The following is a 24,359-nucleotide window of genomic DNA, read 5'->3' on the forward strand; positions in this document are numbered from 1 at the left end:
AGGAAGTTATAAGAGTTACGCTTGCTGCTTCTGGAGCCGTTTCTCGTTAACACGTCCGATAAGCTCGCTGACGATCTCATCCGGAGACCGCTCCATCATCCAGCTTTGCCCGAACATCTGGAAGATTTTAATGACCGGGAAGTCCTCCCAAAATCCCAGGAACTCATCTTGGAGAGTTACTTTGTCCTTCACGTGCTTGTTCATTTCATTGATGCACTCTTCCAATACGTCCTTTGCGATCGGGTCGCTCACCCATTCATTGAGCAGGCTGAATTTATGGAACGTGATTTCTTCCTTGCCGAAGTCGCAGAACAGTCGGTTCGTCACTCGGATATCACGGGACGAGCTGCCTGCGCGGAGTTGGAAATATCCGCTTTCTGCTACCCAGCGATTGTATTTCGTGTTGTAATAGGCAAAATCTCTTTCTTCAAGCTCAAAGACGATCTTCCGCTTTTCGCCCGGCGCGAGCTCGATTTTTGCAAAAGCTTTAAGCTCCTTTTCGGGACGCACCCATTTGCATTCCTCATCGTGCACATACAACTGAACGGTTTCCTTCCCGGTGCGCTTTCCGGTATTCTCTACTTGAAGGGAAACGGTAACTCCCTTCTCATGCTGTGCCGCTTCAAGATCCGTGTACTTAAATGTCGTGTACGACAAGCCATGTCCGAACGGAAATTGCGGAGCCATCTCCTTCCGGTCGTAGTAGCGATAGCCGATAAACAGTCCTTCACGATAATACAGCTTGCCGTTTTCTCCCTGAATCCGCATATGCGATGGATTATCCGACAGCTTGACCGGGAAGGTCTCGGACAGCTTGCCGGAAGGGTTTGTGTGCCCGAACAGGATTTCGGCAATGGCTCTGCCCATCCCCTGCCCCGTCAACCAGGAATGGATGACCCCGGGCACATGCTGCACCCATGGATGCATCGCCAGCGCGTTCCCGCTGCTTGTTACCACAACGCAGTTCGGCTGAACGGCTGCAACGGCTTGAATGAGCTTCACTTGATGCTCAGGAAGGTTAATTCCCTTCAAATCATGCATCTCGGATTCCGCATATTCCGGCTGGCCGACGAACAATACGGCTAGATCGGATGTCGCCGCCAACGACGCGCCCTCCTTAATCAGGTCCTCGCGAATGGAGTCATCAGCGGGGTATCCCTCTGCATAGCTTAGCGTAACCGTCTCTCCCGCCAGTTCCTTGATTTCATCCCATGGAATATCGACCCGCGTTGGCGTGACTTCGGCGCTGCCTGCCCCTTGAATTCTTGGCTTCTTGGCAAAACGTCCGATGATTGCAATCGATGGCGTGGATTCAGGCTTAATAGGGAGAATGCCATTCTCGTTCTTAAGCAGCACGATGCTTTCGGCTGCTGCTTTTCTCGCAAGCGCGTGATAGTCTTGATCAGCACCGGAGGCATTTTCTTTCGGGGCTGTCACTCGCTCTACAAGCTTTAGAATACGGGCAACGCTCTGATCGAGCTTCTCTTCGGAGAGTTCTCCGCGCTCCACAGCCTCCACAATTGCCTTTGTATTGTAGTGAGCCGGCCCTGGCATTTCAAGATCAAGGCCAGCCTTTAGCCCGCGAATCCGGTCATTGACGGCAGTCCAGTCCGACAGCACGACACCTTCGTAGCCCCACTCTTCTCTCAATATATCATGGAGCAAATGCTCGTTCTCGCTTGTATAACTGCCATTGAGCAAATTATATGAGCACATGACGGTCCATGGATCCGATTTTTTAATGATCCGTTCGAAGGCGCTAAGATAAATTTCGCGAAGCGTCCGTTCGTCGACCTCCGAGCTCGTGACCATTTTCTCGTTCTCCTGATTGTTGCAAGCGAAATGCTTGAGGGAAGCCCCCACGCCTTCGCTTTGGAGCCCGTTAATGAAGGCTGCGCCAAGCTCGCCTGTTAAGCAAGGGTCCTCCGAGTAATACTCGAAGTTTCTGCCGCCAAGCGGCGTCCGTTTCATGTTAATGCCCGGTCCGAGCAGCAGCTCCACGCCCATTTCCTTGGATTCCTGTCCAAGCGCTACCCCGACTTCATGCAGCAGGTCGGTGTTCCAGGAGGAGCCGATGGCCGAACCGGTAGGATAGCAGGTTGCTGGAACATTCTCGGACGTAATGCCCATTTCTTCATCGCTGTTCGTTTTCCGGATCCCGTTGGTTCCGTCATACATATGCACAGCTGGAATGTTCAATCGCTCGATGCCTTTGGTCATCCACATATTCAATCCCGCACAGAGGGATGCTTTTTCCGTAAGCGTCATTTCTTGAATTAATTCATGAATTGATCGGTTCATTTGGTATCCATCCTTTATACATGACTTGTTGAGCTTGCTTCCCGCTCTTTCTTGAGTTCTTGCGCATCATACAGCTTGAAGAACGGAAACCATACCGCGAATACAATCAATAAGACAACGGCCAGAAGAACAAGACCGCCGAGTCCGGACATCATGTAGGTAGACAGCCCGATCGGGGTATACCACAATTGAAAGATTTGGCTTGGAATTCTCGCCAGCCCCATATCGAGCGCCAAATACACAATGATCGGCGTTATAAGACCATTAATCCACATCGGAACCATGAGCAGCGGGTTGAAAGCAACCGCTCCGTAGACGATCGGCTCGTTAATATTAAACAGGGAGGGGATAATCGTCGCTTTACCGACGGATTTCAGCTTTTGCGATCTGGCAAGCAGGAACCAGACGGCGAGCGGCAAAGTAGCTCCCATACCTCCGATGCCCAGCCATCCCGAGAAAAAGGTTTCAAAGGTATTGATATTGACCGGGTCCAGTCCTTTTGCCACTAAAGCGGCATTCTCCTCGATAGCCGGAATCCAAATGGTATACCATATCGGCATCAACACCCACGGGCTGACCCCGAAGGAGTACAGAACAACGCCGATAAAGTTAAACAATACGAACCCGATGAGAATTTGCCCCACAGCATTAAGAGGTTCAAATGCATTTACGATGAGCGCAAAAATATCAAAGTGCAGCTGGTAAACCAGGACCCATCCTGTAGTTAAAATGATCGCGATCGGAATGAGAAAATCGAACCATTCCTTAATGAACTCAGGAAGCGAGCTCTCTGTTTTAAAGAAGGAGAATTTACCGCAGACATTCATGATCACCGCTACGAATATCCCCACAAGCAGTGCCGTAATCATGCCCGTCGCGCCAAAGCGTTCTAGGATAAACTTGACGGTTCCATCCTCGTTCATGGTCGGGTTAAGCAGCATGATGAATAAAGATAAGCCTGTCATTCCTGCCAGCAGCTTGATTTTGTGGCGCTCCCTCTTTTCCATTACCATATAAGGCGTTAAGAAAGAAATGAATAAACCTAGCAGACCGAAGCTAAATGTCGTGATCGGTGATAGATCCGGCATCCCCGGGAAGAAATCCTTTAAAATCGAAATCAACGTAATGATCGAGCCGATAAATATCATCGGAATCGCGACCATAATGGCGTCTTGAATAGATGAAACCCAAACATTGTTCGTAAACGCCTCCAATCGAGGCGCAAACGATTCTGTCATCCATTTCATGAAACGCTTCATCTTGTTTTCCCTCCTGTCATTCTCGTGCGGCTGTATCATTAGTATAGGGCCTTCGTGGCAACGCTTTCTTGTTTTAAGTTGTCGTTAAAGGGGGCATTTTTTGCCTAGTTCGTCTCTTTCGTTCTAGCTTGCGTCTCACCCTCAAAAATAAACAGCAAAAAACACCCCTTTTAAAAAAGGGATGTTTGTTGATCCATGATTCGATTCATGCTAATACTGCCTGTCCAACGCTAGCAGCATGACGCCATGAGGCGGGAGTACAATTTCTTTCCGCCAGTTATCCTGCTGAAGAAGCTCTGTCCTTATGCCGGACCCGCTTCGCTTGTGAAGATAGACAAGCTCTTCCTCCGTAAGGAACTCGGGAGCCCCCATGTGAATCCACTCGTCAAACACCGACCCATGCTGCCGGTCCAGCCGATAACTTGTACATTTGTACGTTCCGGTAAGCTTGCTCAGCGATAATTCGAATATGCGGCTTCCTTTCTCCTCGAAGACATCGTAACGGTTCGTGCTGGTCAATTCGGACCAGTCGCCGCTTGAAAACAGCGGATCCACGTGCACGTAGTGATAGAACAGGAACTGCATGCTGCCGTCCCGGGTTCGCGTTCCAACATAACCGTCCCCTTGTACCAGAAGCTCGTCACCCAGCTTTTGCAACAGCTCTAAGGCATAATAGCTCGGCTTTTTGAGGCCGTCCCGGTTGATCAAGCCAAAGCCTCCATAGAACGGTGAAGTCGGCACCGTGCTTTCTTCGAAGACGTCGGTAAAGGACCAGAAGGCCAAGGCTTTAACCACACCTAGCGTGTTCAAGGCATGATAAATAACAAACGGTGCCATAAACATCGTATCATGCAGCAAGTTGCGGTCGTACATGGAGAAATTCCATTCCGTAATATGAAGCTCCAAGTCGCCATAGGCGGAAGCTTTCATTTTCTCCCGTAAACGGTCAATGCTTTCCCTATAAAATGAAGCAGGCATAATCTTGGTCAGAAACTCTCTTTCATGCTTAAGCCGCGGGTATTCCGAATAAATGTGGAACGAAAAAAAGTCGAGAGGCACTTCATGCTCCCTGCAATAGTTCATAAACTCATCCGCCCAAGGATCATTCCAGAGCGAGCCATAGCCCATCGCTGGCCCCCCTGTTCTAAGCTGAGGCCAGACCGACTTGATCGCGCGAACCGTCGATGCATAAAAAGCAAAGTATTCCTCCTTGCTTCCGGCCCAGCACACCCCGGACAAATCCGGTTCATTCCATACCTCGAAGTACCAGCTTTCCACTTCCTTCGCCCCATATCGATTCAGGCAATGGCGCACGAACGCCCGAACCAGCGCGTCCCACTTGGTTTGATCGGCAGGCGGTGAAATATTTCCTCTCCACCAAAATATCGTTTCCTTGGAACGGGCGAGCTGGCTCGGCATGAAGCTGAGCTCGACAAACGGCTTGACTCCCTGCTCCAGGAGAAAATCATACAGCTTGTCGACATATGACCAATTATATACAGGAGTTCCGTCTTCTTTCTCGCTGTACACCATCATCTCATCGTTAAATATGCCGTGGAAACGGATATACCGGAACGGAATATGCCCTTTCAGTTCACGCAGCTGCCGGCGCCAATCTTCCCGCAATCCTTCGATTGCCCTGCCTGCTGTCGTCGTTACATTCCAGTGCTGTTCATATCTTGCCGAAGGCCCATCGGCTTGGATCTCGATCAACTGCCGCTCCGCCGCAAGCGGAGGCGGTGGGTTTAGCGCATCGGGCTTCGTGTCTGCTCTAGCATCCAGATACCGATATAACGTACCCATGGCATTCCATGTATCCATCTCATAATAGTCGCCGCTTGAGGACTCGTCATAAGTTAACGGCTTGCGGTCCGGCCGATGAGCTTCTTCGGCAAGCAAGGCATCACGATAGGAGCTCGGGGTGCAGCCGTACTTTTCTTTGAAATATTTATTAAACAGCTTCACGTTGGCAAAGCCGCAATCGAGCGCGATTTCCGTTATGCTTTTCTCGCATCCGGCAAGCTCGGCTTGCGCCTTCTCCAAGCGTACCAACGTCAAATACTTCTGGAAGGGGATGCCGATTTTATCCGTAAAGAAGTGCGAGAAATAATGCAGGCTTAAATGCTCCAGATCTGCCATGGTTTGCAGACTAATCTTCTCATTATAATGCTGGTCTACATACGTAAGGACCCTGTTCAGCCTCTTATAGTCGTACTCTCTGCTGCCCTCTTCGGCTGCGGGATTCGTTCCATCCGCAAAATACCGCAGCAGGCCGCCGCACAACGTTTGCAGGGTTCCCATCGCGTAGCTTTGATAACCCGGCGCCTTCTTGTTGATCTCCCATACCATCTGGGCGAGATTTTGCTTGATGCCCTGCAGCTGCCGGTGCTGCTCCGGATCGGCAGCAGAATTGCACGAGATAAACGCTTGATTATTCAACCATTCAGGACCGAACTGCAGCGTCAGCAGCACATTGTCTTGGCTTGTCCGCTCGATCTGATGCACCGACATGCTGTTCACGACAATGACATCATCTTCATGGAGCGTATATTGCTTCTGATCTAGGTACATGATGACGGAGCCTTGGAGAACATAGACGATTTCCACCTCTTTATGCCAGTGAAAATGAATATGCTTTACGCTGTTCACGAAGAGCTTGATCGGCAGATCTTCCTGATGCTCTATAAATTCATAAAGGTAGCGAATACGCTGCTCCTCCCTTCATATAGCCTATTATATGCACATTTTTTCGAGGATATCAAAGCCGCTAAGCCCTCGCAATGTCGAAAAGGACACCCTGGAACCGCCCGGGATGTCCTTTAACAATCACTTATGAACAACGAGTTATATGGGGAGTAAGTTGCCTCATAAATATATCCCGAACAGAGCCCAGCTCCTCCTATTTGCAGTGCGTTCATTTTCTAGATGATAGATCCTTCACGGCCCCTATTAAACCTGCTGGAAGCAACGTAGCGGCGAAGATTGCGGTGAATAGATTATGCGACGCTGTTTTATAAGGCGTGAACCATTCCGTAAATAGCTTGGCTTGCGAAAGGTCTTCAAACCAGGACCCTTCCTTCACTTTAAACGGCGTCCACGAAGCATGATCGAACGCGATAAATAGCAGCTGCAGAACTACAAGTCCAGCAAGAATATACATCCATTCTTTTCTGCGATGAGGGTGGCTTTGTAATGTATCTTTCAAAATGCGTAATCTCCTTTATGAGTAAAAGTTGACCCCCGTTGCAGGAAAAGCTTGGTTCTGCAAAAGTGGCCGGGACAATGGGCAGGCGTGGCTCAGCTTCTTACATGTCCTTTCTCGAGAACAGGGTGACCGCCACATAATAGGAAGCAATGAATAGCAGTAAGATACCGGCTGCAGCCATAAATAATAGATTACCGCTCATCATGTGATTCTCATTCAGCAATGTCATCATGAACGCAGTGGGCTGTGCCATAATAATGAGCGCGATTAAAAATACAGCGTTAATAATGCCGGCTCCTTTTTTACTCAGTGCATAGAATAAAGGCATATATATGGAAGTTAATACAAGCAGTATCCCCATTGGGACCAGGATGTCCAAGACGGTATAATCCGGCTTATTAAGCTGCGGGAATGCAAGCTTTACAAACCAATGGATACCAAAGGAACCAAGGACGCCAAACAGCATAAACAGGATCGCCGTGATGTATTTCGCCTGTACAATATGCTTGCGGCTGACCGGCAGCGTGACCAGAAAATGATGATTATTGTTCTTGATATCGATCATCGTCACAAGACTAACGGAGGCGAATGCAGTATAGATCCCGACAAAGTAAATGGAAAAGTCGCTCCTTGGTATAAAAGCGATACTGAACACCACCAGATAAAATAAAGTCATCCACAAGGAGCTTTTTAAGGCGATAAAGTCCTTGCGCAGCAGATTAAGCATGAACCCGTCCTCCTTTGGCCGTGAAATACATGATGTCTTCCAGGGAAGGGGTTTCCAATACAGCGTGATTCCCGAACAATTGTGCAGCCTTGTGCCTGTTATCGACTAAGCCCTCAAAACCGACGGCTGTCTCACGAATCCCGATGAATTCTTTTCGAATATCCGAATCAAGCAGCTCCAAATCCCCCTTTATGAGCGCGTATCGCTCAAGCACATCTTCCTTCGCTTCATTAAATACAATCTTCCCGCGATTGATGAAGGTAATGTAGTCCGCGATCCGGTCCAGATCCGTCGTGATATGGGTCGAGAAAATGATGGAATTCCTCTCGTTCTGCATCATATCCGCAAGCAGATCAAGCATTTCCCTTCTAAACACCGGATCGAGACCGGAAGTCGGCTCATCCATAATAAGAAGCTCGGCCTCATGCGATAGAGCAACGGCAAGGGCAAGCTTGATCTTCATTCCTTTGGATAGATCTCCAATCTTCTTCTTGGGAGACAGCTCGAATTGGTCGAGATATCCCTTAAACTTGCTGTCATTCCACTTGTCGTAGAAGGGAGCGACCAGCTTTTTCGTATCATGAATCGTCAGATGCTCGTAGTAGAAGCAGTCATCCGATACGATCCCGATCCGCTGCTTGATGGCGATTTCTTGTTTAGGCATTTCGCAGCCCAGTATTTTCACGCTTCCGGAATCCGGACGGACGATGCCCAGCATCATCTTGATCAAAGTGCTCTTGCCAACGCCGTTCGGGCCAATCAGGCCGGTAATATATCCTTGCCTCACATCCAAAGATACATCATCAACGGTGAATAGCGGGTATGCTTTGGTTAGATTTCGTATTTCTATGGCATTCATGGCGTCTGTTCCTCCTCAAACAATAATGTCAGATGTTCGATGACATCCTGCTGACTCAAACTTAATTCCTTGCTTTCCCGAATGATTTCCATCATTTTCTCTTCTAATCGTTTCATTCGCTGCTCCCGTATAAAATCTTTATTTGCTCCTGACACAAAGCATCCCTTGCCTACAACCGTGTCAATGAGCTGCTCCTTCTCGAGCTCTTCATAAGCGCGCTTAGTCGTAATTACGCTAACCTGCAGATCCTTGGCCAGCTGCCGTATCGAGGGAAGACTATCGCCGGCCTTCAAATCACCGTTCAGGATGCTCTGCCGGATCTGATTCATGATCTGTATGTAAATCGGGTCGCTCGATGCGTTAGACAAAATAATGTTGATGATCATTCACCTCACTGCCGTTAATTGAGTATATACCGTATATATATAATATATACACTTAGCATTCATGTGTCAAATTCTTCATTGGAAATCACCAATCGATTTCTTCACAGCTCATAAGATAATGCAGGCCAGCCGCTGTGCACGGATGGTTACTAGCAATCAGAATAAAAAAAGCCGCGATGAATCGCGACTTGATCTGTGTATATCGTTGCTTCCCTAGAATACGGGCTTGATGATCATAAGAAGAATGATCGCGATGGCCATAAGGTTCGCAATCGTATCGCGGGCTTGTTTTTTTCGGAACAGCTGCTTGTATTCCTGAGAAACTTCTCCCGAGGTTGACTGGCTCGCGATTTGATGAAGTCTCTTTAAGATCGGTTCAACGACCAGAATCGCGTAAAAGCCTGAGATTAGGAACAGCACAATCGACGCGATATACCACATTTGCCGAAACAAGTAGGGGCTCATCCAGCCCAAAATCAAGCCCGTGACGAGAAGGATGCCGAATGAAAGATTCGCATTTTTGTTTAACTTCTCCACGATGTGGTGAGCATACCGCAGCTGATCGGCCGTCTTCGCTCTTTTCAGAATCATATTGAATAAAAACACCGGTCCAACACCGAATATGGCCGAAGAAATATGAATGACTAACAGGGATAGATACAGGTAATCCATGGCGATTTCGTTTCCTCCTTGTTACTTGCCCCAAGTTACACTATAAATACCTCGATCGTATGCATCCTTCGTAACAGCGTCCAGCAATGCAGCTGCTAAATCCGCCCGGCTGATTTGATACGGGCCCGATTTGAAATCGTTCCCTCGTTCCTGGATTCTCCAACGACCCGTGGCGGGTTTGTCGTTTAGCTGAGTCGGCCGATAGATCGTCCAGTTCAACCCGCAACTTCGGATTACATTCTCAGCTTCGCGCAGTTCTGCCAAGTCGCGGCGAAAGATCCATCTTGCAACGAGAACGGTGGGCCATGGACGTTTAGCTTCAAGTAAATAGGAACTGACAAACACCAGTCGCCGGACTTTGGCTTCTTGCATGGCCTGAATGACATTTTGAATAACAGCGGCGACATTGGCCTTTCCACCGACGATGGCAATCACTCCTTCGCTTCCGTTGATCGCATGCTGGAGGTCTGACAGGTGGATTCCATCTCCGGTTACTATCTTGGTTATACCTTGAAAAGACTTTAATACGTTCGGCCGCCTTGTGAACGCGACCAGTTCATCACCTCTGGCGATGCCGTTCCTTAAAACCTCCAGTCCGGTTGGACTCGTTGAGCCGATTACGGTTATACGCATATACATCCCCCATGTCATTCAGTATGTTGACGAATGGATTGAGCATGCTTGTCAAAGTTGTTCAACACGATCTTCAGCAGCCGCATGAATTCCCCATATTCCTCTGCGGACATCCCTTCGATGCCAATTTCCATCACCTCCGCTAATGCCTCCTCAATCTTCGGCACGACAGCCTTCCCCGCATCTGTAAGAAAAAGTTGATGGTTGCGTAAATCCGCAGGATCCATCTCTTTGCGAACATAGCCTTCGAGCTCCAGCTTACGGATCGCCTTTGCCGTCGTGGTCTTGTCTAGCAGCAGCTGCTCACTCAGCGTCTTCTGATTCACCCCTTCCTTCTTTGACAGCATGAACAAAAACATATGCTGACCAAAGCCCAGCTGAAGAGCAGCGAGCCGTGGAGCAAGCAATAATTGCAAATGGCGATTAATTGCTGTAACTTCTTTTCCGTATGCTCCATGTTGAAGAACTTCAGGTTTCATGTACTTCGACTCCATTAGTTTTATTTGCCAACTACATACATAATACACGCATATAGTTGGCTTATGCAACTAATGTTTCAAATCCCAGTGAGCGGAGGTGCATAAAGTTTTTTTTAGTTGAGAACATGGGATAGTCTACTTGCACGCAGTACGTAAAAAAGTCGCCACTATTGGCGACTTCTGTTGTTCATAACTCAACATCAGAGCATAGAACTCCCTAACTTCAGGCTTTGATGAAGCCCACTTTAATTACATCTATTATAGATACCTTGGAATTCAAAATGAAAAGATGAGGGCAAGGATAAATGCACTGATGATAGCTATAACAAGAACCATAATTCGGATGCCGATCCGAACCAGCCAAGACTTCTGTGCAATCCGATCATTGATACGCTCCATATATAAAGCTCCACCCGCAATGAGAAAGACCAGCACGTTAAACATGTAGTCCCAAAATGATTTCGGCTTGGGGGTGTAGGCTTGAAGCCCAATGGTATTTCTCATGCCTTCATCTCCAGGAAAAACCGCCATGATTGCAGCCATAATGATGTGTAGTACCAAAAAACATATTATAATCGTCCCGACCATCTTCTGCCTCCTATATTATGTCACGAATCCATTTCGCAGTAGAAATTTCCTTTTTAATATAGAGGAAGAGCAGCTGCCAGGGCAAGCTGCTCTCATCGAAGTCGTCCTATTTAAGAGGATAGGGACTAGTAGATTCTCTTAGTGAGCACCCGGCTCATGTAAGGGCATTTCCCCGATCAATCCGTCGCTCTGGCGGATCCATGTCTCAAACTGCCGCTCGCCCGCTGTGATTCGAATAACTCGTGCACCCGTCGGGAATTTATCCTTCCTCACACCTTCCACATAACTGACATAACGAGTAGATCTGCCGTAACAAAGGCGGATGCCGTGCAGCACTCCGGAATAATCGTTCGAGTGGTCATGGCCGACAAATGTGCCCATAACATCTCCCATTTCTACCATGGCGGCGAACATGCCGGAATTGACTTTGGGCGAGCTGATCCATTCACTGCAATGGCCTTCGCACACTGACGTCTCCCACACCTTTTTGTATTCCGGCAGCGGAATATGGAAAAATGCCAGTGCAGGTAAAGGCGTCCCGCCGTTCCGTTCGGCCAATCGCCGGGATTCGGAGACGTACCAATCGATTTGATCACGGCGAATCCAGTCATACCCACCCACCGCTTCAATCGGTGAGTAATCGCCGCTGTCGAGGAAGAACAACGCAGCAGCCGGCTTCCCCGTTGGATCGTCAACCGTCAGCACATAGTTACCCGCTCCGCTTACTCCCGGAGGATCCGGTTTGGCGACGCAATATGCATGATGGAGCTGCTCCTCATGCATCCTCTTTCGGGGAACATTCCCCTCCGAGTCATGATTGCCAAACACCGCCGCCCACGGCACACGGTTGTCTTCAGCGACAGCAACCGCGCTGCGGAATGATTGCAGCGGATCCTTGCTCCTTGCGCTTGCAATCAAATCTCCCGCGAATACAACAAGATCAGGCTGCTCAAGCGCAATGATCCTGTCCATCGTTGCCTTCGTCATCGAGTCGAGCATCGGCGTCTCCGGATCCACATCCTCCTCATCAATAAACTCCACATCGGAAAACTGCACGATGACAAACGATCCGTCCTCACGAAATGTTAGCTTCTTCTCCAAGGAATCCCCTCCCTTTTCTCATACCGTCCTGCCGGTACCATAAACCAATCAAAATGAATACAGCTGCGCACGCTAGATACATGGATGTCATGCCATATTGCAAGCCGACCACCCAATAAATCAACGTCGGGCCGATCGCCGCCCCTAAATCGGTTGACACGGAATATGCGGTCATGACGGTAATCACGGATGTATTCTTCGCTGCGTCGGAGGCCATCGCGTCCATAATGGTGCCAAGTGCGGTGCTGGTAATCATGACGAAAATTACAATTCCGACCCAAATGCCGATTGGCAGCTGCCAAGGCAGCAAAGCATATCCGGCCGCTGCGCCCGCCAGCGATACCATAAACAGAGGAAGCCTTCCTCTCGGCCCATCGGTATGACGTCCGAACCATCTGGCCAGGAACGGCTCCCATGCACAGCGCAGCGCCGTCAATACACCGCCTAACGCAGTGCTGCCGATTATCAAACCGAACCAAGGGATCCCGCCGGGATGGCTTGTATCGATGAGATACGTGAGCGTCGCGCCGAACACAGCGTGCAGTAACGATATCATTAATCCGCTTATCACGATTTTTTTCACCTGCAGCGACCAGACCGTGTTCCTCACTCCGCGTGGAGGATCCAGTTGATGCATTCCCGAAGCTTTTCCCTTGCTTATGGATACGGCGATGAGCGGAAGCCCGATCAAAGCCATGATCCCGAATAGTATGGAGACGGCTGACAGGCCGATCATGGGCACGAGCAATCCTCCGAACAGTACGCCGACCAAGCTGCCAAGACGCCACAATCCGTTATACGTTCCCATGAAGCGTCCCCGGTTCGTATCATCGGAATAGCGGATGACGGTCAAATATCCACCCATTCGCAGCAAGGACCATGCAATCCCCCAAATGGCACGGAGGGCTACCCAGAGAACGAACCCTTTGAATATGCCGTATCCCACCGTGGTAAGCGCCGCCAGCCCGACCGACATAAACAGACCGGTTCGAAGCGACATGCGGTGATACAGCCACCCGATTAGTGGATTAAGAGGGAGCCTGACAAGACGATTGACGGACAGCAGTACGCCGACCTGCCATAGCGCGTCTAGTCCCGCTTCCTTCCAATATACCGGCAATACGATGTACAGCATCGAATCACCGAAGAGGGTCAGTGCAGTAACGATACCTACAATTACAATCTGTCGCCGTTCTTTGGCGCTGTCTCCGCCCGTCATAGATCGACGATCAAGCCATCGTAGGCAACCTTGATGCCGGCAGGCTCGAAGGCACGCTCAAAATCATCATGCAAAAAGCCGGAGTTATGCGTAAAATGAGTCACGTAAACCTGGCCATCCATGCCAAGGTTGCCTTCCTCCCGCCACACGCGCTGGACCTCCAGCACGGTTTCAATGCCCATATGATTTGGATTTCGGTCATTGTTTGTATAGCTATGCGTACAATCAAGAATCGCCATATCGATCGCTTTGCCTTTCAGCCATTCCCATGTATCGTCATGCAGCCAGCCCGTATCATTGCCGTAAAACAGCGTCTTGCCCCCTTTTTCAATATAAAACAACAAACATGTTTCCATACGGTCATGATTCGCGAGCAAAGGAGTAACTTGCGTATCGCCCAAGAAAATCGTCTCGAAGGGACGCAATAAGTGGAAGGCGAACCGGTCTCCAGCATCCGGGCCAATCGCTGGTATGCTTTGGCTAATCGCCGCATCGTTGCCATAAATATGTAAGGGGTGATCGATACCGTGTGCAAACCCGTCAACGCGGTTGTACAGATCCGATGGCTGGAAATGATCGTAATGCGTATGCGTGAATAACAGATGCTCAACCGCACCCAAATCGATCCCGTCACGGAGCGCCTGCATATGGGAGTCTGCGGAGTAGTCGACCTTGATTATGCCATCAATCAATACAGAGCTTCTCGTTCGGATGTTTTTTCCTCCAAGCGATCTCGCCTTGCAACAGACGTCACAGCGGCAGTACGGATTGGGGAATCCTTCCGCAGCAGCCGTTCCGAGAAAATGGATTTTCATTTTGAGGCTCTCCTCCCTTAGTGAAGCGATCGTTTATCTCATTCCTTTGATTAATACAAATAATACCACATAAACGCAATCAATCACACACAAAAAAACGATTCCGGGTTTGCATAAAACCAAGAATCGTTCACCGCTCCTGCCTATTTATATACGATCTCAATGCCGCTCTTGCTGAATTGATCAACAATATTTCTGTCGATTTTCGAATCCGTTACAAACCGCTCGACTTCGCTTGCCCCGCATACTTTGATAAACGAGTTTTGTCCGAACTTGCTGCTGTCTGCGAGGGCGATGGTACGCTTGGCGTTAGCGTGCATGATTTTTTTCACCTGAACCTCGCCGATGGCGTTATCCGTAATCCCTGCTTCTAACGTAACCCCGCTCATGCTCATAAAAAATAGATCCGCGTGAAAGCGAGCTGTAAATTCCTCCGTTAGGTCGCCGATGATGCTCAGCTCTTCATGACGAATGACGCCACCGGTCATGATGACCGTATACCCCGGCATCGACACGAGTTCATTCACGATCGGAAGCGAGTTCGTAATAATCGTTAATCGGTCGAATTTCGTCTTGAGCGCCTTCGCTATTTCAGTGTTTGTCGTACTCGGGTCCAGCGCGACGGACATCCCTTCAGTCACATAACGAACCGCGATTTGAGCCAGCTCCTTCTTCTCTTCCATAAAGATCGATTCACGGATCGGAAGCGGAATTTCGTGGCTGTAATCCGGATCTCTAGGAATCGCCCCCCCGTGCACCCGCCGCAGATGGCCTTCGTTTTCCAAGTATTCAAGGTCCCGTCTAATCGTCTCGAACGAAACCCCGAAATGCTCCATGAGCTCCGAAGCCCGGATCGATTTGTCTTGATTCAATTTCTGAATAATGATTTGATGCCGCTGTTCAGCAAACAACTGCTCCACTCCTTACTTGCCTGAACTTCTTCTTATCTAAAAAGTTTACCATAAAAGCGCCACCTCCACCCGCAGCACTGTTTTTCGTCCCTATGCTAGCAAGAGAGATCTATGCTTGCTTGGCTTTAAACACATTGATCATGAGAAACAAACACGCTAGATGTAATAGCAAGCCCAGCAAGAAGAACACAAATGCAGGGAATGGTTCATCATGCATGATCAGATCGAGGACCTTTGCCGGCCAATAACTAGGCAGCAAAGCCCCAAGCACCTGCCAAGCTCCCGGAACAAAATGAACCACCACAGGGCCTATGATGAACAACCCTCCGATTTTGGATAAGGCCAGTCCCTCCACTTTATTTGATGAGAATGCGGCGAGAAAGAGCGTAAACAACGGCGATTCCAATGCCAGCAGCAGCAAAGCATACAGCGTTTCCCATCGAACGACCGACATCGTAGACCATTGCAAATAGATTGCGGATAAAACGATGCACAGCAGGGTTGGAAGCGCCACTCTATACAGCAAATAACCTTTACGCATCAGCGGCGTAACCGCGTAATAGGCTATCATATTCTCATCCCGTTCGTCGAGGATAAGCAGCCCCGTAAGCATCCCTGTTAACATCGGGATCGTCACAACTAACAATGAGGCAGCAAAGCCGCGATATTGCTCAAGATTAAACGAATAATGCATGTCAAGCCAATGAACGGCTATAGGAAAACCGAACCTGGACAGGAAGATAAGCACCAGCGGACCGATCATAGCCGCCATGAGCACGGGGTCTTTCAATGCGTGCCGAAAATCCTTCATCATCAGGGCTTTATATTTTTCCATTGCCATCCCCTCCTTCTCCGATCCTCATCAGCACATGGCGTGAATAAGAGCGGTGTGCCCAGATATATGCTGCGGAATTCCAGATCAATAGGATGAATGCGGAGTAAAGAAGGTGATTTACGGACAGGCCGCCAGAAGGAGAACCGAGTAATCGAAGTGTCCCTTCGGTCGGAAGCAGGAGAAACAGATCCGTATGCCATAAATGAAAGTAGCCCAGCAATGGAAGGACAAATGGCAAAGCGTAGACTTGCACCATCAGAATAAAACCATTGATGGTACGGTGTCGTGCCGCCACGCCTATCGATAGCAAGGTCATAAAGGTTGACGTCAGGACGATGCCTGCAGAAAAAGCAAGCGGTGACTGCGGAAGGCTGCCGCTTGCCGCATGAATGGCCCATCCTGCCGCAAGGGACAAGACGGACAGCGATCCGGCTTTCGCCAGCAAATAATCCCGAATATGAGCCGGCGTGACGAACAGCGGATCGTGGACGCCTTGGTCCCTCTCCAACAAAACCATCCCGCCTGCCATGATAAGTCCTAAAGCTGCAGGGTCACTGAAGGTCAGCGCTATGGCTGTCGTCTCCTTATAGATTTCTGGAATGAACCTAAGCAAGATCCAATAACAAAAACAAACGAATACATAAACGAAATAGAATCCATGACGCCATTGAAAACGCAGGTCGAATATCAACAGGGATAAGCCTTTCATATCAGCTGCCTCCCCGTCACCTCGATAAAAATTTGTTCAAGGGATGCCTCCTGCGAATGAATCGTTTCGAGCATATCATTCTTTATAATCTTAAGAAATTGATCATTCCCGCCAATACCGTCAAGAGGAAATAAGGCTTCCTTCAGCTGGCCGTTCTTGCGAAATTCTACGCGAAGCTCCTTCCTTCCCTTCCGCAGCTTCAATTCTCTTGGCGAATCGATCAGTTTGATTTCACCGTCAACAATAAATGCTACTCGATCACAAAGCTCCTCTGCCGCTTGCATATTATGCGTTGTGATGAGGACGGTCTTCCCCTCCGCCTTTTTCGCCAGAATCAATTCCTTCATCCGTTTCGCGTTCACCGGGTCCAAGCCGGAGGTGGGCTCATCCAGAAAGAGGATATCCGGATCGTGCAGCAGCGCCCGGCAGAAGTTAAGCCTCATCTTCATCCCTTTGGACAGCTGGGACACCTTCATGTTTGCAGCATCTGCAAGATTGACTTGTTCCAGCAGATGCATAGGATCCTCGGTTTTTCCCTTGTAGAGGGAACGAAAGAGCTTTAAATTCTCAAGAACCGTAAATTTGCTGTAGAAGTTCGGGAATTCAAAGGCAACCCCGATTCGTTCGTAATAGTCGGGACCGATATCCCTGATTTCGCTGCCCATTACTTTTACGCTTCCCTGATAGCCCTTCAGCACGCCGATCAGCAGCTTTTGCGTCGTGCTTTTACCCGCGCCGGAAGGACCGAGGAATCCGAAGATTTCCCCGGTTGGAATCACAAAATCCAGTCCGCGCAGGGTCTGCTCGCTCCGGTTCGGATAGGTAAAATGAAGCCCTCTAACTTCGATCATACCGGCTCGTCTCCTTTAAAAGGCCTTGATGCCGCAAGCATACCAGCCGATAACAATTCGACCAGCAGCTCGATCGTTGCCGTATATTGGGCTTCTCCGATGTCATTCTTGTGCAGCGTCAGCAAGGCCAAGGATCGAATCATCCCCACAATCGATTCAGAAGGCGTACCGGATAAAATGCCCGCTCTTTGCCAAGACGTAATGATCGGCAAGAGCGCTTCTTGATCCTCGCTAAAATTGCGTTCCAGCTGCACCTTGGGTAACTTCCTGAACAACATTTCCATCTCGCCCCGATCCATCATCTTCCGGAGGAGCGGGCTTTCATCCATCATTCTTAATGAATAGGAAAGAAACCGCTTGATGCCTTCCTTGCTGCAAACCTCATCAGGGGGGAATAATTCCAGCACAGCATTGCGGATACGCTGTTCCTCTTCCAGCAGAAGTTCATAATATAACTCCTCTTTTGAAGCGAAAAACATGTAAAACGAGCCTTGGGCAATGCCGGCAGCCTTCGTCAAATCCTCCACGCTCGTTTTGCGAAGACCTGCTGTTTCAAATTGGTGCCGCCCCTCCGAAAGCAATTTCTGACGGATCAATTCGCGTTCCTGATCGGAAAACTTTTTTGGCATGTCGCTGTTCACATCCTTCATGAATTTATTTATGATTTTATGAATGTTTTTATTTTATATTCACAAATTACAGCTGCAAGCTCCGAATGTCAATAGTGCGCTTTAGGACTGCGTTTGCCATCATGTTGCAATTATTGGGGTTTAGGGCCGCTCGGCGAACAAGCCGCCGAATGTAGGGCAGCCTGTTTTCAGCGTATAGAAGAACTCCAACAGATTTTATCCCAAAAGATGTAAGTGCGTTATATTTGCGAAATCGATTAATACAAATCGCCCATCAACGTATTTTATATGAGTGATAGAACACTCAGGGACCAGTCGACTCTGCGTTTGAACAAAGTCCGGGTGATAGGCATTCAACTCATCTTGGGAAAATTCGTTTACCATAAAGTCTGTGATTAACCCGCCATGGGTCACGATCACGATCTTCTCATTTGGGTGTTGTGCCGAAAGCTCCACTATGCAGGAAGACAAGCGCTCGCCTGCCCTTCTTGCAGAATCGCCGACTGGGGGGACAAAATCTCTTTCCAAGGTGCAGTGATTCCACATCTCGATAAACTCCTGAAATGTTTGTCCAGGGAGGTCTCCCCAGTTTGCCCGTTCCCGTAACCGGGTATCTTCCAATATGGTTTGATTCACGGCTTCTGCAATGAACCCAGCGGTCTGCTTGGCTCGCTGAAGAGGACTGCAACAGATTCTGCTTATGGGCATTTTACGAAAATATGCTGCTGTCATCCGAGCCTGCTGTATCCCTAATGGAGAAATGGAAACATCTCCAGTTCCTTTCTGCTTTTCAGCATGTCTAACCAGGTAAAAGTCCGTGCTCATTCAAGCCCTCCTTCCTGAATATTAAATTTAACGATCGTTTAATTTAATATATGTCTAATTAGATGATATCATGGGTTTGCACCATTGGGAAGTCAGCGCTTAGGGAAAATAAAATTGCCAATCTACTCGTAACGATGATCGTCATTTTTGCGATTCGTGAACGCAGCAACGCTAACCTCTAATATAGATCGAAAAAAAAGAGCAGCTGCCGCTGGCAACGCTCTTTTATTCGATCAGTCCACCATGTACCGATATATGATCAGCGAAACCCAAAGGACTGCCGCGATCCATAGGAGAATAATAAAACTTCCTGCAAGCCAATTCTTCGGTTTACCGTTTTTTATACGTTGCTCGGCTTTCTCTTCGTTCTCTTGGACGACATCAGGAGGTATCATTTTCAGTGCGATGGCTACTCCAAGTGGAACTAAGATCACATCGTCCAGATAGCCTAGAATAGGAATAAAATCTGGAATCAGATCAACGGGGCTAAACGCATAGGCTACAACACAGATGGCAAATACTTTGGCGTACCACGGGGTCCGAGGATCCTTGTAAGCATAATAGAGCACGAATATCTTTCCTTTTAGCTTTCTAGCCCATTTCTTGATTCGGTCAATCATCCCGCTCTCCTTGCGTGCATGTTTTCATTCCAACAAAACCATTCTACAGACCTAGTTCATGATCCTTCCTGCGCCGGGTTAAGGTCACTGTTCCATATTGTATTGTATCAATAATGAAGTAATTGAGACATTGTTTATTTCCCGGAAAGGAAGTGTCTTATCATGCATGCAGACAAGATGGATATTAGCCCGAAGACAGGAACAGCGAGTAATGTTCCCAAAGTTTCGGTCGCCATTGTGGGCGCAGGTTTAAGCGGCTTATGCTTAGCTCAAGCACTGCTTCGGGCCGGGATGGAAGTGCAAGTGTATGAACGCGATCAAGCTGTGGACGCCCGTCGCCAAGGGTATCGAATTACGGTAGATGAACACGGGATTGCCGCCATAAAGCGATGTCTTCCTCCTCGTTTATTCGAGCTGTTTCTGGCCACTACTTCGCCTACTGACCATGATAGTTATTTTAGATTAACCAATGGGAAACTACGCGAAATATTCAAACTCACGTTTAAAGGAGACCCAACGGGCACCGACTTACGGATCCCTCGCCAAGCGGATCGCCAAACGTTGCGCACGATCATGCTGGAAGGACTTCAAGAACGGGTGCATTTTGGGAAACGAGTGGTCCATTCCGAATCTAACCCGGATGGGGCCGTCCTTCACTTCAACGACGGAACTTCCGCACATGCAGCATTCATCGTTTGTGCAGATGGAGTACATTCATCCCTGCGCAAACAATACCTTCCGGATTGTGAACCGGAAGATGTGAACCATTGGGCGATTTATGGCCGTACTAGATTGGTTCATGAAAAAGATAGACCATTGATGCCCGAAGGTCTCAAAACAAGCGGTATCCACGCCATCGGTCGTTCAGGCGACGGCATCTTTTTTACGACGATGGCCTTTCGCGAAGCTCCCCAAGCTGCGTTCTCCCGAATGGGAATCGTCCAGCCGCCTCCTATGGTTGATGATTATATCATGTGGGCTGTTCTCATGCCCAAAGAAAGGTTCTCGGAATATCAAACTACCTCTGACCCCGACCTGCTGTTTCGGGTGGCCCAAAACGTTTCGCGAGACTTCCACCCGGCGATCCGGCGTCTAATCGAGCATGCTGACGTAGATTATACGATGGGAGTTAAATTCAAAGCTGGAAGGAAACCCTCCCGTTGGCCCAACTCACGCGTTATTTTTATGGGTGATGCAGTCCATGTCATGCCTCCTACTGGATCGCACGGGGGCAACACGGCCCTGCGAGATGCAGGTCTCCTCGCCGACAAGCTTGAGGCTGCGATGAAACAAGAAGCGGATTTTGAAACAGCGATCTACAATTATTATCACGAAATGAGTAAATATGCATTCCACGAGGTTGAAGCATCGAAGTCCATGATGAAACGATTTACGATGAAAAATCCGGTCATGCGATGGACGATGTTAAGTGCGATACCTTGGATTCGATCCCTGACGAACCAGCCACTTACGATTGATTAACCAATCCATGTCGATAGACGATTAAGCAACGATTAATAATGAAAATGCCGATCTTAAAGACCGGCATTTTGTCATTTCTATGTGAATCATTTGGCGGTATAACGCTGTCGAAACTCTTCAAGACGAATAATCGATCCCTCGATTCGGGATTGCTCGGCTGCAAAGGCCATCAGATGGCTCTGCACAGAGCGGTCCGCCGAGGTAAGCCCTTGCGTTTGACCACCGTCGCGGACCAGCTTCAGAAAATCCTTGATCAAGCGCATGTCCCCGCCCCCGTGGCCGACATGACCGCCCATATCGTCAAAGGAAATCCTTTCGACCTTTCCGCTGCCAAAATGAATGATCTCGATTTCGTTTTTTTCCATGGCCCCCCGGATCTCACCGCGCGTTCCCATCAGCTTGATCGTCCGGCTCACGTCCCTTGTAAAGGCACTCATCGTAAATGCTGCCGTGACGCTGTTCGAAAACTCTAAATTCACCACCTGGTGATCAACCACGTCGTTATCGCAATGATAAACGCATCGGCCATACGGTCCTTCCTGCAGCGCCTTATACCGCGCACTGTAGCTCATGTCGTCGCTGATGGCAGATGTCGGCCAGTTCGTATCCGCCGTTAAATAAAGATTTGGCGCATAGTAGAGACATTCATCCGCCGCCGGGCATCCGTCCAGACAGCGCAGCGGCGCTCCTTCCGGCGCTTCGGCAGCCGTAAAATGAGTGAGTGAACCGAAGGAGGATACCCGAACGCAGTCCGCATCCGCCAGCCAGAGCAAGATGTCCAGATCGTGGCAGGACTTTGCCAGAATCATAGGGCTGGATTCATCCTTGCGGCGCCAATTCCCTCTTACAAAGCTGTGTGCCTGATGCCAGTATCCCACATTTTCATTATGCTGGATGGACATCAGGCGGCCGATCACGCCCTCTTCCAGCAGCTCCTTCAGCGTCCGAAAGAACGGCGAATACCGCAGCACGTGGCAGATCGAAAACACCTTTCCGGCCTTTGAAGCCATTTCCCCCATCCGTATGCATTCTTCCGGATCCGGCGACATCGGCTTCTCCAGCAGCACATGATATCCCGCCTGCAGCGCGCGCATCGTCGGCTCGAAATGCTGCTTATCCTGGGTGCAGATCAGGACGGCGTCAGCCATCTTGGGCGCGGCAAAAAATGCGTCCCAATCCTCGAAGCAATTGGCATCGTCGATCCAATGCCTATGCTTAAAGCTCTCTCTTCGCTCCCGAACCGGCTCCGCCACGGCGGTGACTTCGAGCTCCATGGGATGCTGCAGCGCATACTCCAAATAATTGATTCCGCGAAGCCCGGCTCCGATTAATGCAACCGACACTTTTTTCATATAATAGCTCTCCCCTTCCTGCTTGCTCCGCTGCTTTATTCCTTCACGCTGCCGACGGTTATTCCTTTAACAAAATATTTCTGCAGGAACGGATAGACGAGCATAATCGGAAGCGCACCCATAAAGATTTGGGCCGTTCGGAGCGTTTTCTCGCTTAAATTCTCCATCGCCTTAAGCTGTTCGATCGAGATGGACGTCATTTGCGAGTTTATGGACATAATCAATGTCGACAGGTACGTCTGGAGCGGGTATTTCTCCGGCGAGTTGAGATACAGGATGCCGTCGAACCACGAATTCCAGTGACCCACAATGGTGAACAAGCCGATGGTCGCAATGGACGGAAGGGATACAGGCAGATAAATGCTCCATAACACCCGCCAGTGTCCTGCCCCGTCAATCGTAGCCGCTTCATCCAGTTCTTTGGGAATCGTCCGGAAGAAGTTCAGCATCAGCACCATATTCCATACGTTAAGCGCGCCTGGGAGAATCAAAGCCCAGATCGAATCAATCAGTCCCGTATTTTTAACCGTGATATAAGTCGGAATTAATCCGCCTCCAAAAAACATCGTAATGGCAAAGAACCACACATAAAGCGTCCTGTGCTTGAATTGCTCCTTCGATTTCGATAGCGGGTATGCCGTAATGAATATCAAGAACATATTGACAGCCGTTCCCAGAACGACCCGCTCCAGTGAAACGCCGAACGAGAGGAAGAATTCCACTTTCTCTCCAAGGTACCGATAAGCATCTACATTAAAACCAACCGGCCACAGCTTCACTTCACCAGCCATGGCGGCGGTATTCGAGCTTAAGGAAATCGAAAGCAAGTGAATGAATGGAATAATGCCAAGTACAGTGATCGTCGTAAGCAGCAGCGTATTCAACAAGACAAACAGTCTTCTGCTCATCGTTGGTCTGTGCATTTCTCTCCCCCCAGCCTAAAAGATCCGGTAATTGTTATATTTGTAAGCCGCATAATAGGTCACGGACACCAGGACAAGCGAAATGACCGATTTAAACAGCCCGACGGCGGCCGCCGGTCCGAATTGCTGGCTGAACATGCCGAGCCTGTAGACGAACGTATCGATAATATCCGAGCCTTCATAAACCGTCGGATTATACATAATCAGGATCTGCTCGAAGCCCGCATTCAGGATTCCCCCCAGGCTTAGCACGGCAAGAAGAATCACGATCGGAGCCATGCCCGGCAGCGTGATATGGAGCATTTGCTTCCATTTTCCGGCACCATCGACCTCAGCAGCCTCATAAAGATTGGCATTGATCCCCGCGATGGCTGCGAGCATCACGATCATGTTATAGCCCATGCCCTTCCAGACGTCCGAGCCGATGATGATCCCACGGAACCAGTCATTATCCAGCATGAACATGATCGGCTCCAGATGAAAGGCGGTCAGTAACCCGTTTACCGGACCGCTAAGCGAGAATAATTCGATGATGACGCCGCCGAGAACCGTCCAGGATAGGAAGAATGGCAGGAAAATGGCGGATTGCACAAACCGGGAAAACCACTTTCGGGTGACCTCGTTAAGCAGCAGGGCGAGTATTAACGGCACAAGCAGATGCAGGACCATCTTAAATACGGAAATGACGAGCGTATTCCACATGACCTGCTTAAAATCCGGCAGCCCGAACACGTACTGAAAATTTTCAAATCCAACGAATTCGGAGTGAAAGAAGCCGGACAGCGGCTCAAATTGTTGAAACGCCATCACCAGGCCTACCATCGGCCCATAGGCGTATATCAGTGTCACGATAACACCGGGCAGCAACATCAAATGAAGCAAGTATTCTTTTTTCAGCGTTCTCACAGCTGGACCTCCCGGACATTTCAGGATATGGCAACGTAAGCTCTATGAATTTGTAAAACGGGGGGGAGGCGC

Annotated in this window: 25 protein-coding genes; 1 reads left to right on the forward strand and 24 read right to left on the reverse strand. The window is 49.2% G+C overall.

Annotated elements, in window-relative coordinates; all coding sequences use genetic code 11:
• Nucleotides 1-15: 15 nt before the first annotated feature.
• From MKX76_RS09460 to MKX76_RS09560, 21 genes are all read right to left on the reverse strand, one after another.
• Nucleotides 16-2,301 (reverse strand): beta-glucosidase family protein, encoded by a 2,286-nt coding sequence (locus MKX76_RS09460; RefSeq protein WP_341033592.1) that lies wholly within the window; start codon nt 2,299-2,301, stop codon nt 16-18.
• 14 nt (nt 2,302-2,315) lie between these two features.
• The gene (locus MKX76_RS09465; RefSeq protein WP_341033594.1) at nt 2,316-3,560 is read right to left on the reverse strand and encodes a PTS sugar transporter subunit IIC; all 1,245 of its coding nucleotides are present in this window, start codon (nt 3,558-3,560) and stop codon (nt 2,316-2,318) included.
• Between the two features lie 210 nt (nt 3,561-3,770).
• A complete protein-coding gene (locus MKX76_RS09470; protein WP_341033596.1) occupies nt 3,771-6,209 on the reverse strand; it encodes a GH39 family glycosyl hydrolase in 2,439 nt (812 codons plus the stop codon).
• A gap of 265 nt (nt 6,210-6,474) precedes the next feature.
• Nucleotides 6,475-6,765: a YfzA family protein gene (locus tag MKX76_RS09475; protein ID WP_007131848.1), complete on the reverse strand. Its 291-nt coding sequence runs from the start codon at nt 6,763-6,765 to the stop codon at nt 6,475-6,477.
• Nucleotides 6,766-6,865: 100 nt separating this feature from the next.
• Complete coding sequence (locus tag MKX76_RS09480) at nt 6,866-7,492, reverse strand: ABC-2 transporter permease (RefSeq protein ID WP_007131847.1); 627 nt, start codon at nt 7,490-7,492, stop codon at nt 6,866-6,868.
• Nucleotides 7,485-8,351: an ABC transporter ATP-binding protein gene (locus MKX76_RS09485; protein WP_007131846.1), complete on the reverse strand. Its 867-nt coding sequence runs from the start codon at nt 8,349-8,351 to the stop codon at nt 7,485-7,487. Before MKX76_RS09485 ends, MKX76_RS09480 begins: the two co-directional genes overlap by 8 nt.
• On the reverse strand, nt 8,348-8,731 hold the full coding sequence (locus tag MKX76_RS09490; RefSeq protein WP_040739992.1) for a GntR family transcriptional regulator: 384 nt from the start codon (nt 8,729-8,731) through the stop codon (nt 8,348-8,350). Before MKX76_RS09490 ends, MKX76_RS09485 begins: the two co-directional genes overlap by 4 nt.
• Nucleotides 8,732-8,950: 219 nt before the next feature.
• Entirely contained in the window at nt 8,951-9,409 is a 459-nt protein-coding gene (locus MKX76_RS09495; protein WP_028406637.1) for a DUF2269 family protein, read from the reverse strand.
• A 21-nt stretch (nt 9,410-9,430) separates the two neighbouring features.
• Nucleotides 9,431-10,042, reverse strand: a complete 612-nt coding sequence (locus MKX76_RS09500; RefSeq protein WP_210094901.1) for an NAD(P)H-binding protein — start codon at nt 10,040-10,042, stop codon at nt 9,431-9,433.
• A gap of 14 nt (nt 10,043-10,056) precedes the next feature.
• Nucleotides 10,057-10,521 carry a MarR family winged helix-turn-helix transcriptional regulator gene (locus MKX76_RS09505; RefSeq protein ID WP_210094900.1) on the reverse strand — a complete coding sequence of 155 codons (465 nt, stop codon included), beginning with the start codon at nt 10,519-10,521 and terminating at the stop codon, nt 10,057-10,059.
• A gap of 276 nt (nt 10,522-10,797) precedes the next feature.
• Nucleotides 10,798-11,109, reverse strand: coding sequence for a hypothetical protein (locus MKX76_RS09510; protein ID WP_210094899.1), 312 nt, complete (start codon nt 11,107-11,109; stop codon nt 10,798-10,800).
• Between the two features lie 138 nt (nt 11,110-11,247).
• A complete protein-coding gene (locus tag MKX76_RS09515) occupies nt 11,248-12,210 on the reverse strand; it encodes a metallophosphoesterase family protein (protein WP_210094898.1) in 963 nt (320 codons plus the stop codon).
• Entirely contained in the window at nt 12,185-13,429 is a 1,245-nt protein-coding gene (locus MKX76_RS09520) for an MFS transporter (protein WP_210094897.1), read from the reverse strand. Before MKX76_RS09520 ends, MKX76_RS09515 begins: the two co-directional genes overlap by 26 nt.
• Nucleotides 13,426-14,244: an MBL fold metallo-hydrolase gene (locus MKX76_RS09525; protein ID WP_210094896.1), complete on the reverse strand. Its 819-nt coding sequence runs from the start codon at nt 14,242-14,244 to the stop codon at nt 13,426-13,428. The genes MKX76_RS09520 and MKX76_RS09525 overlap by 4 nt, the downstream gene beginning before the upstream one ends.
• A 143-nt stretch (nt 14,245-14,387) precedes the next feature.
• Nucleotides 14,388-15,155, reverse strand: coding sequence for a DeoR/GlpR family DNA-binding transcription regulator (locus MKX76_RS09530; RefSeq protein WP_007131837.1), 768 nt, complete (start codon nt 15,153-15,155; stop codon nt 14,388-14,390).
• 109 nt (nt 15,156-15,264) lie between these two features.
• The gene (locus tag MKX76_RS09535) at nt 15,265-15,990 is read right to left on the reverse strand and encodes a hypothetical protein (RefSeq protein WP_210094895.1); all 726 of its coding nucleotides are present in this window, start codon (nt 15,988-15,990) and stop codon (nt 15,265-15,267) included.
• Entirely contained in the window at nt 15,977-16,699 is a 723-nt protein-coding gene (locus MKX76_RS09540) for a fluoroquinolone export ABC transporter permease subunit (protein WP_210094894.1), read from the reverse strand. Before MKX76_RS09540 ends, MKX76_RS09535 begins: the two co-directional genes overlap by 14 nt.
• Complete coding sequence (locus tag MKX76_RS09545; protein ID WP_210094893.1) at nt 16,696-17,550, reverse strand: ABC transporter ATP-binding protein; 855 nt, start codon at nt 17,548-17,550, stop codon at nt 16,696-16,698. Before MKX76_RS09545 ends, MKX76_RS09540 begins: the two co-directional genes overlap by 4 nt.
• Nucleotides 17,547-18,179, reverse strand: a complete 633-nt coding sequence (locus tag MKX76_RS09550) for a TetR/AcrR family transcriptional regulator (RefSeq protein ID WP_341033603.1) — start codon at nt 18,177-18,179, stop codon at nt 17,547-17,549. Before MKX76_RS09550 ends, MKX76_RS09545 begins: the two co-directional genes overlap by 4 nt.
• Before the next feature lie 216 nt (nt 18,180-18,395).
• Nucleotides 18,396-19,004: a histidine phosphatase family protein gene (locus MKX76_RS09555; RefSeq protein WP_007131832.1), complete on the reverse strand. Its 609-nt coding sequence runs from the start codon at nt 19,002-19,004 to the stop codon at nt 18,396-18,398.
• Between the two features lie 233 nt (nt 19,005-19,237).
• Nucleotides 19,238-19,624 carry a YkvA family protein gene (locus MKX76_RS09560; protein ID WP_007131831.1) on the reverse strand — a complete coding sequence of 129 codons (387 nt, stop codon included), beginning with the start codon at nt 19,622-19,624 and terminating at the stop codon, nt 19,238-19,240.
• Nucleotides 19,625-19,786: 162 nt separating this feature from the next.
• On the opposite strand from MKX76_RS09560, the gene MKX76_RS09565 reads away from it, so the two are divergent.
• Entirely contained in the window at nt 19,787-21,106 is a 1,320-nt protein-coding gene (locus MKX76_RS09565) for an FAD-dependent oxidoreductase (protein WP_007131830.1), read from the forward strand.
• A gap of 86 nt (nt 21,107-21,192) precedes the next feature.
• On the opposite strand, the gene MKX76_RS09570 is transcribed toward MKX76_RS09565, so the two are convergent.
• Genes MKX76_RS09570 through MKX76_RS09580 form a run of 3 tightly spaced genes read right to left on the reverse strand, consistent with a single transcriptional unit; the run spans nt 21,193 to nt 24,287 of the window.
• A complete protein-coding gene (locus tag MKX76_RS09570) occupies nt 21,193-22,458 on the reverse strand; it encodes a Gfo/Idh/MocA family protein (RefSeq protein ID WP_007131829.1) in 1,266 nt (421 codons plus the stop codon).
• A gap of 35 nt (nt 22,459-22,493) precedes the next feature.
• A complete protein-coding gene (locus tag MKX76_RS09575) occupies nt 22,494-23,381 on the reverse strand; it encodes a carbohydrate ABC transporter permease (protein WP_007131828.1) in 888 nt (295 codons plus the stop codon).
• Nucleotides 23,382-23,396: 15 nt separating this feature from the next.
• Complete coding sequence (locus MKX76_RS09580; protein ID WP_007131827.1) at nt 23,397-24,287, reverse strand: ABC transporter permease; 891 nt, start codon at nt 24,285-24,287, stop codon at nt 23,397-23,399.
• Nucleotides 24,288-24,359: the final 72 nt, after the last annotated feature.

It is taken from the genome of Paenibacillus sp. FSL R5-0810 (assembly GCF_038002285.1).
GTDB classification, from domain to species: Bacteria; Bacillota; Bacilli; order Paenibacillales; family Paenibacillaceae; genus Paenibacillus_AQ; species Paenibacillus_AQ lactis.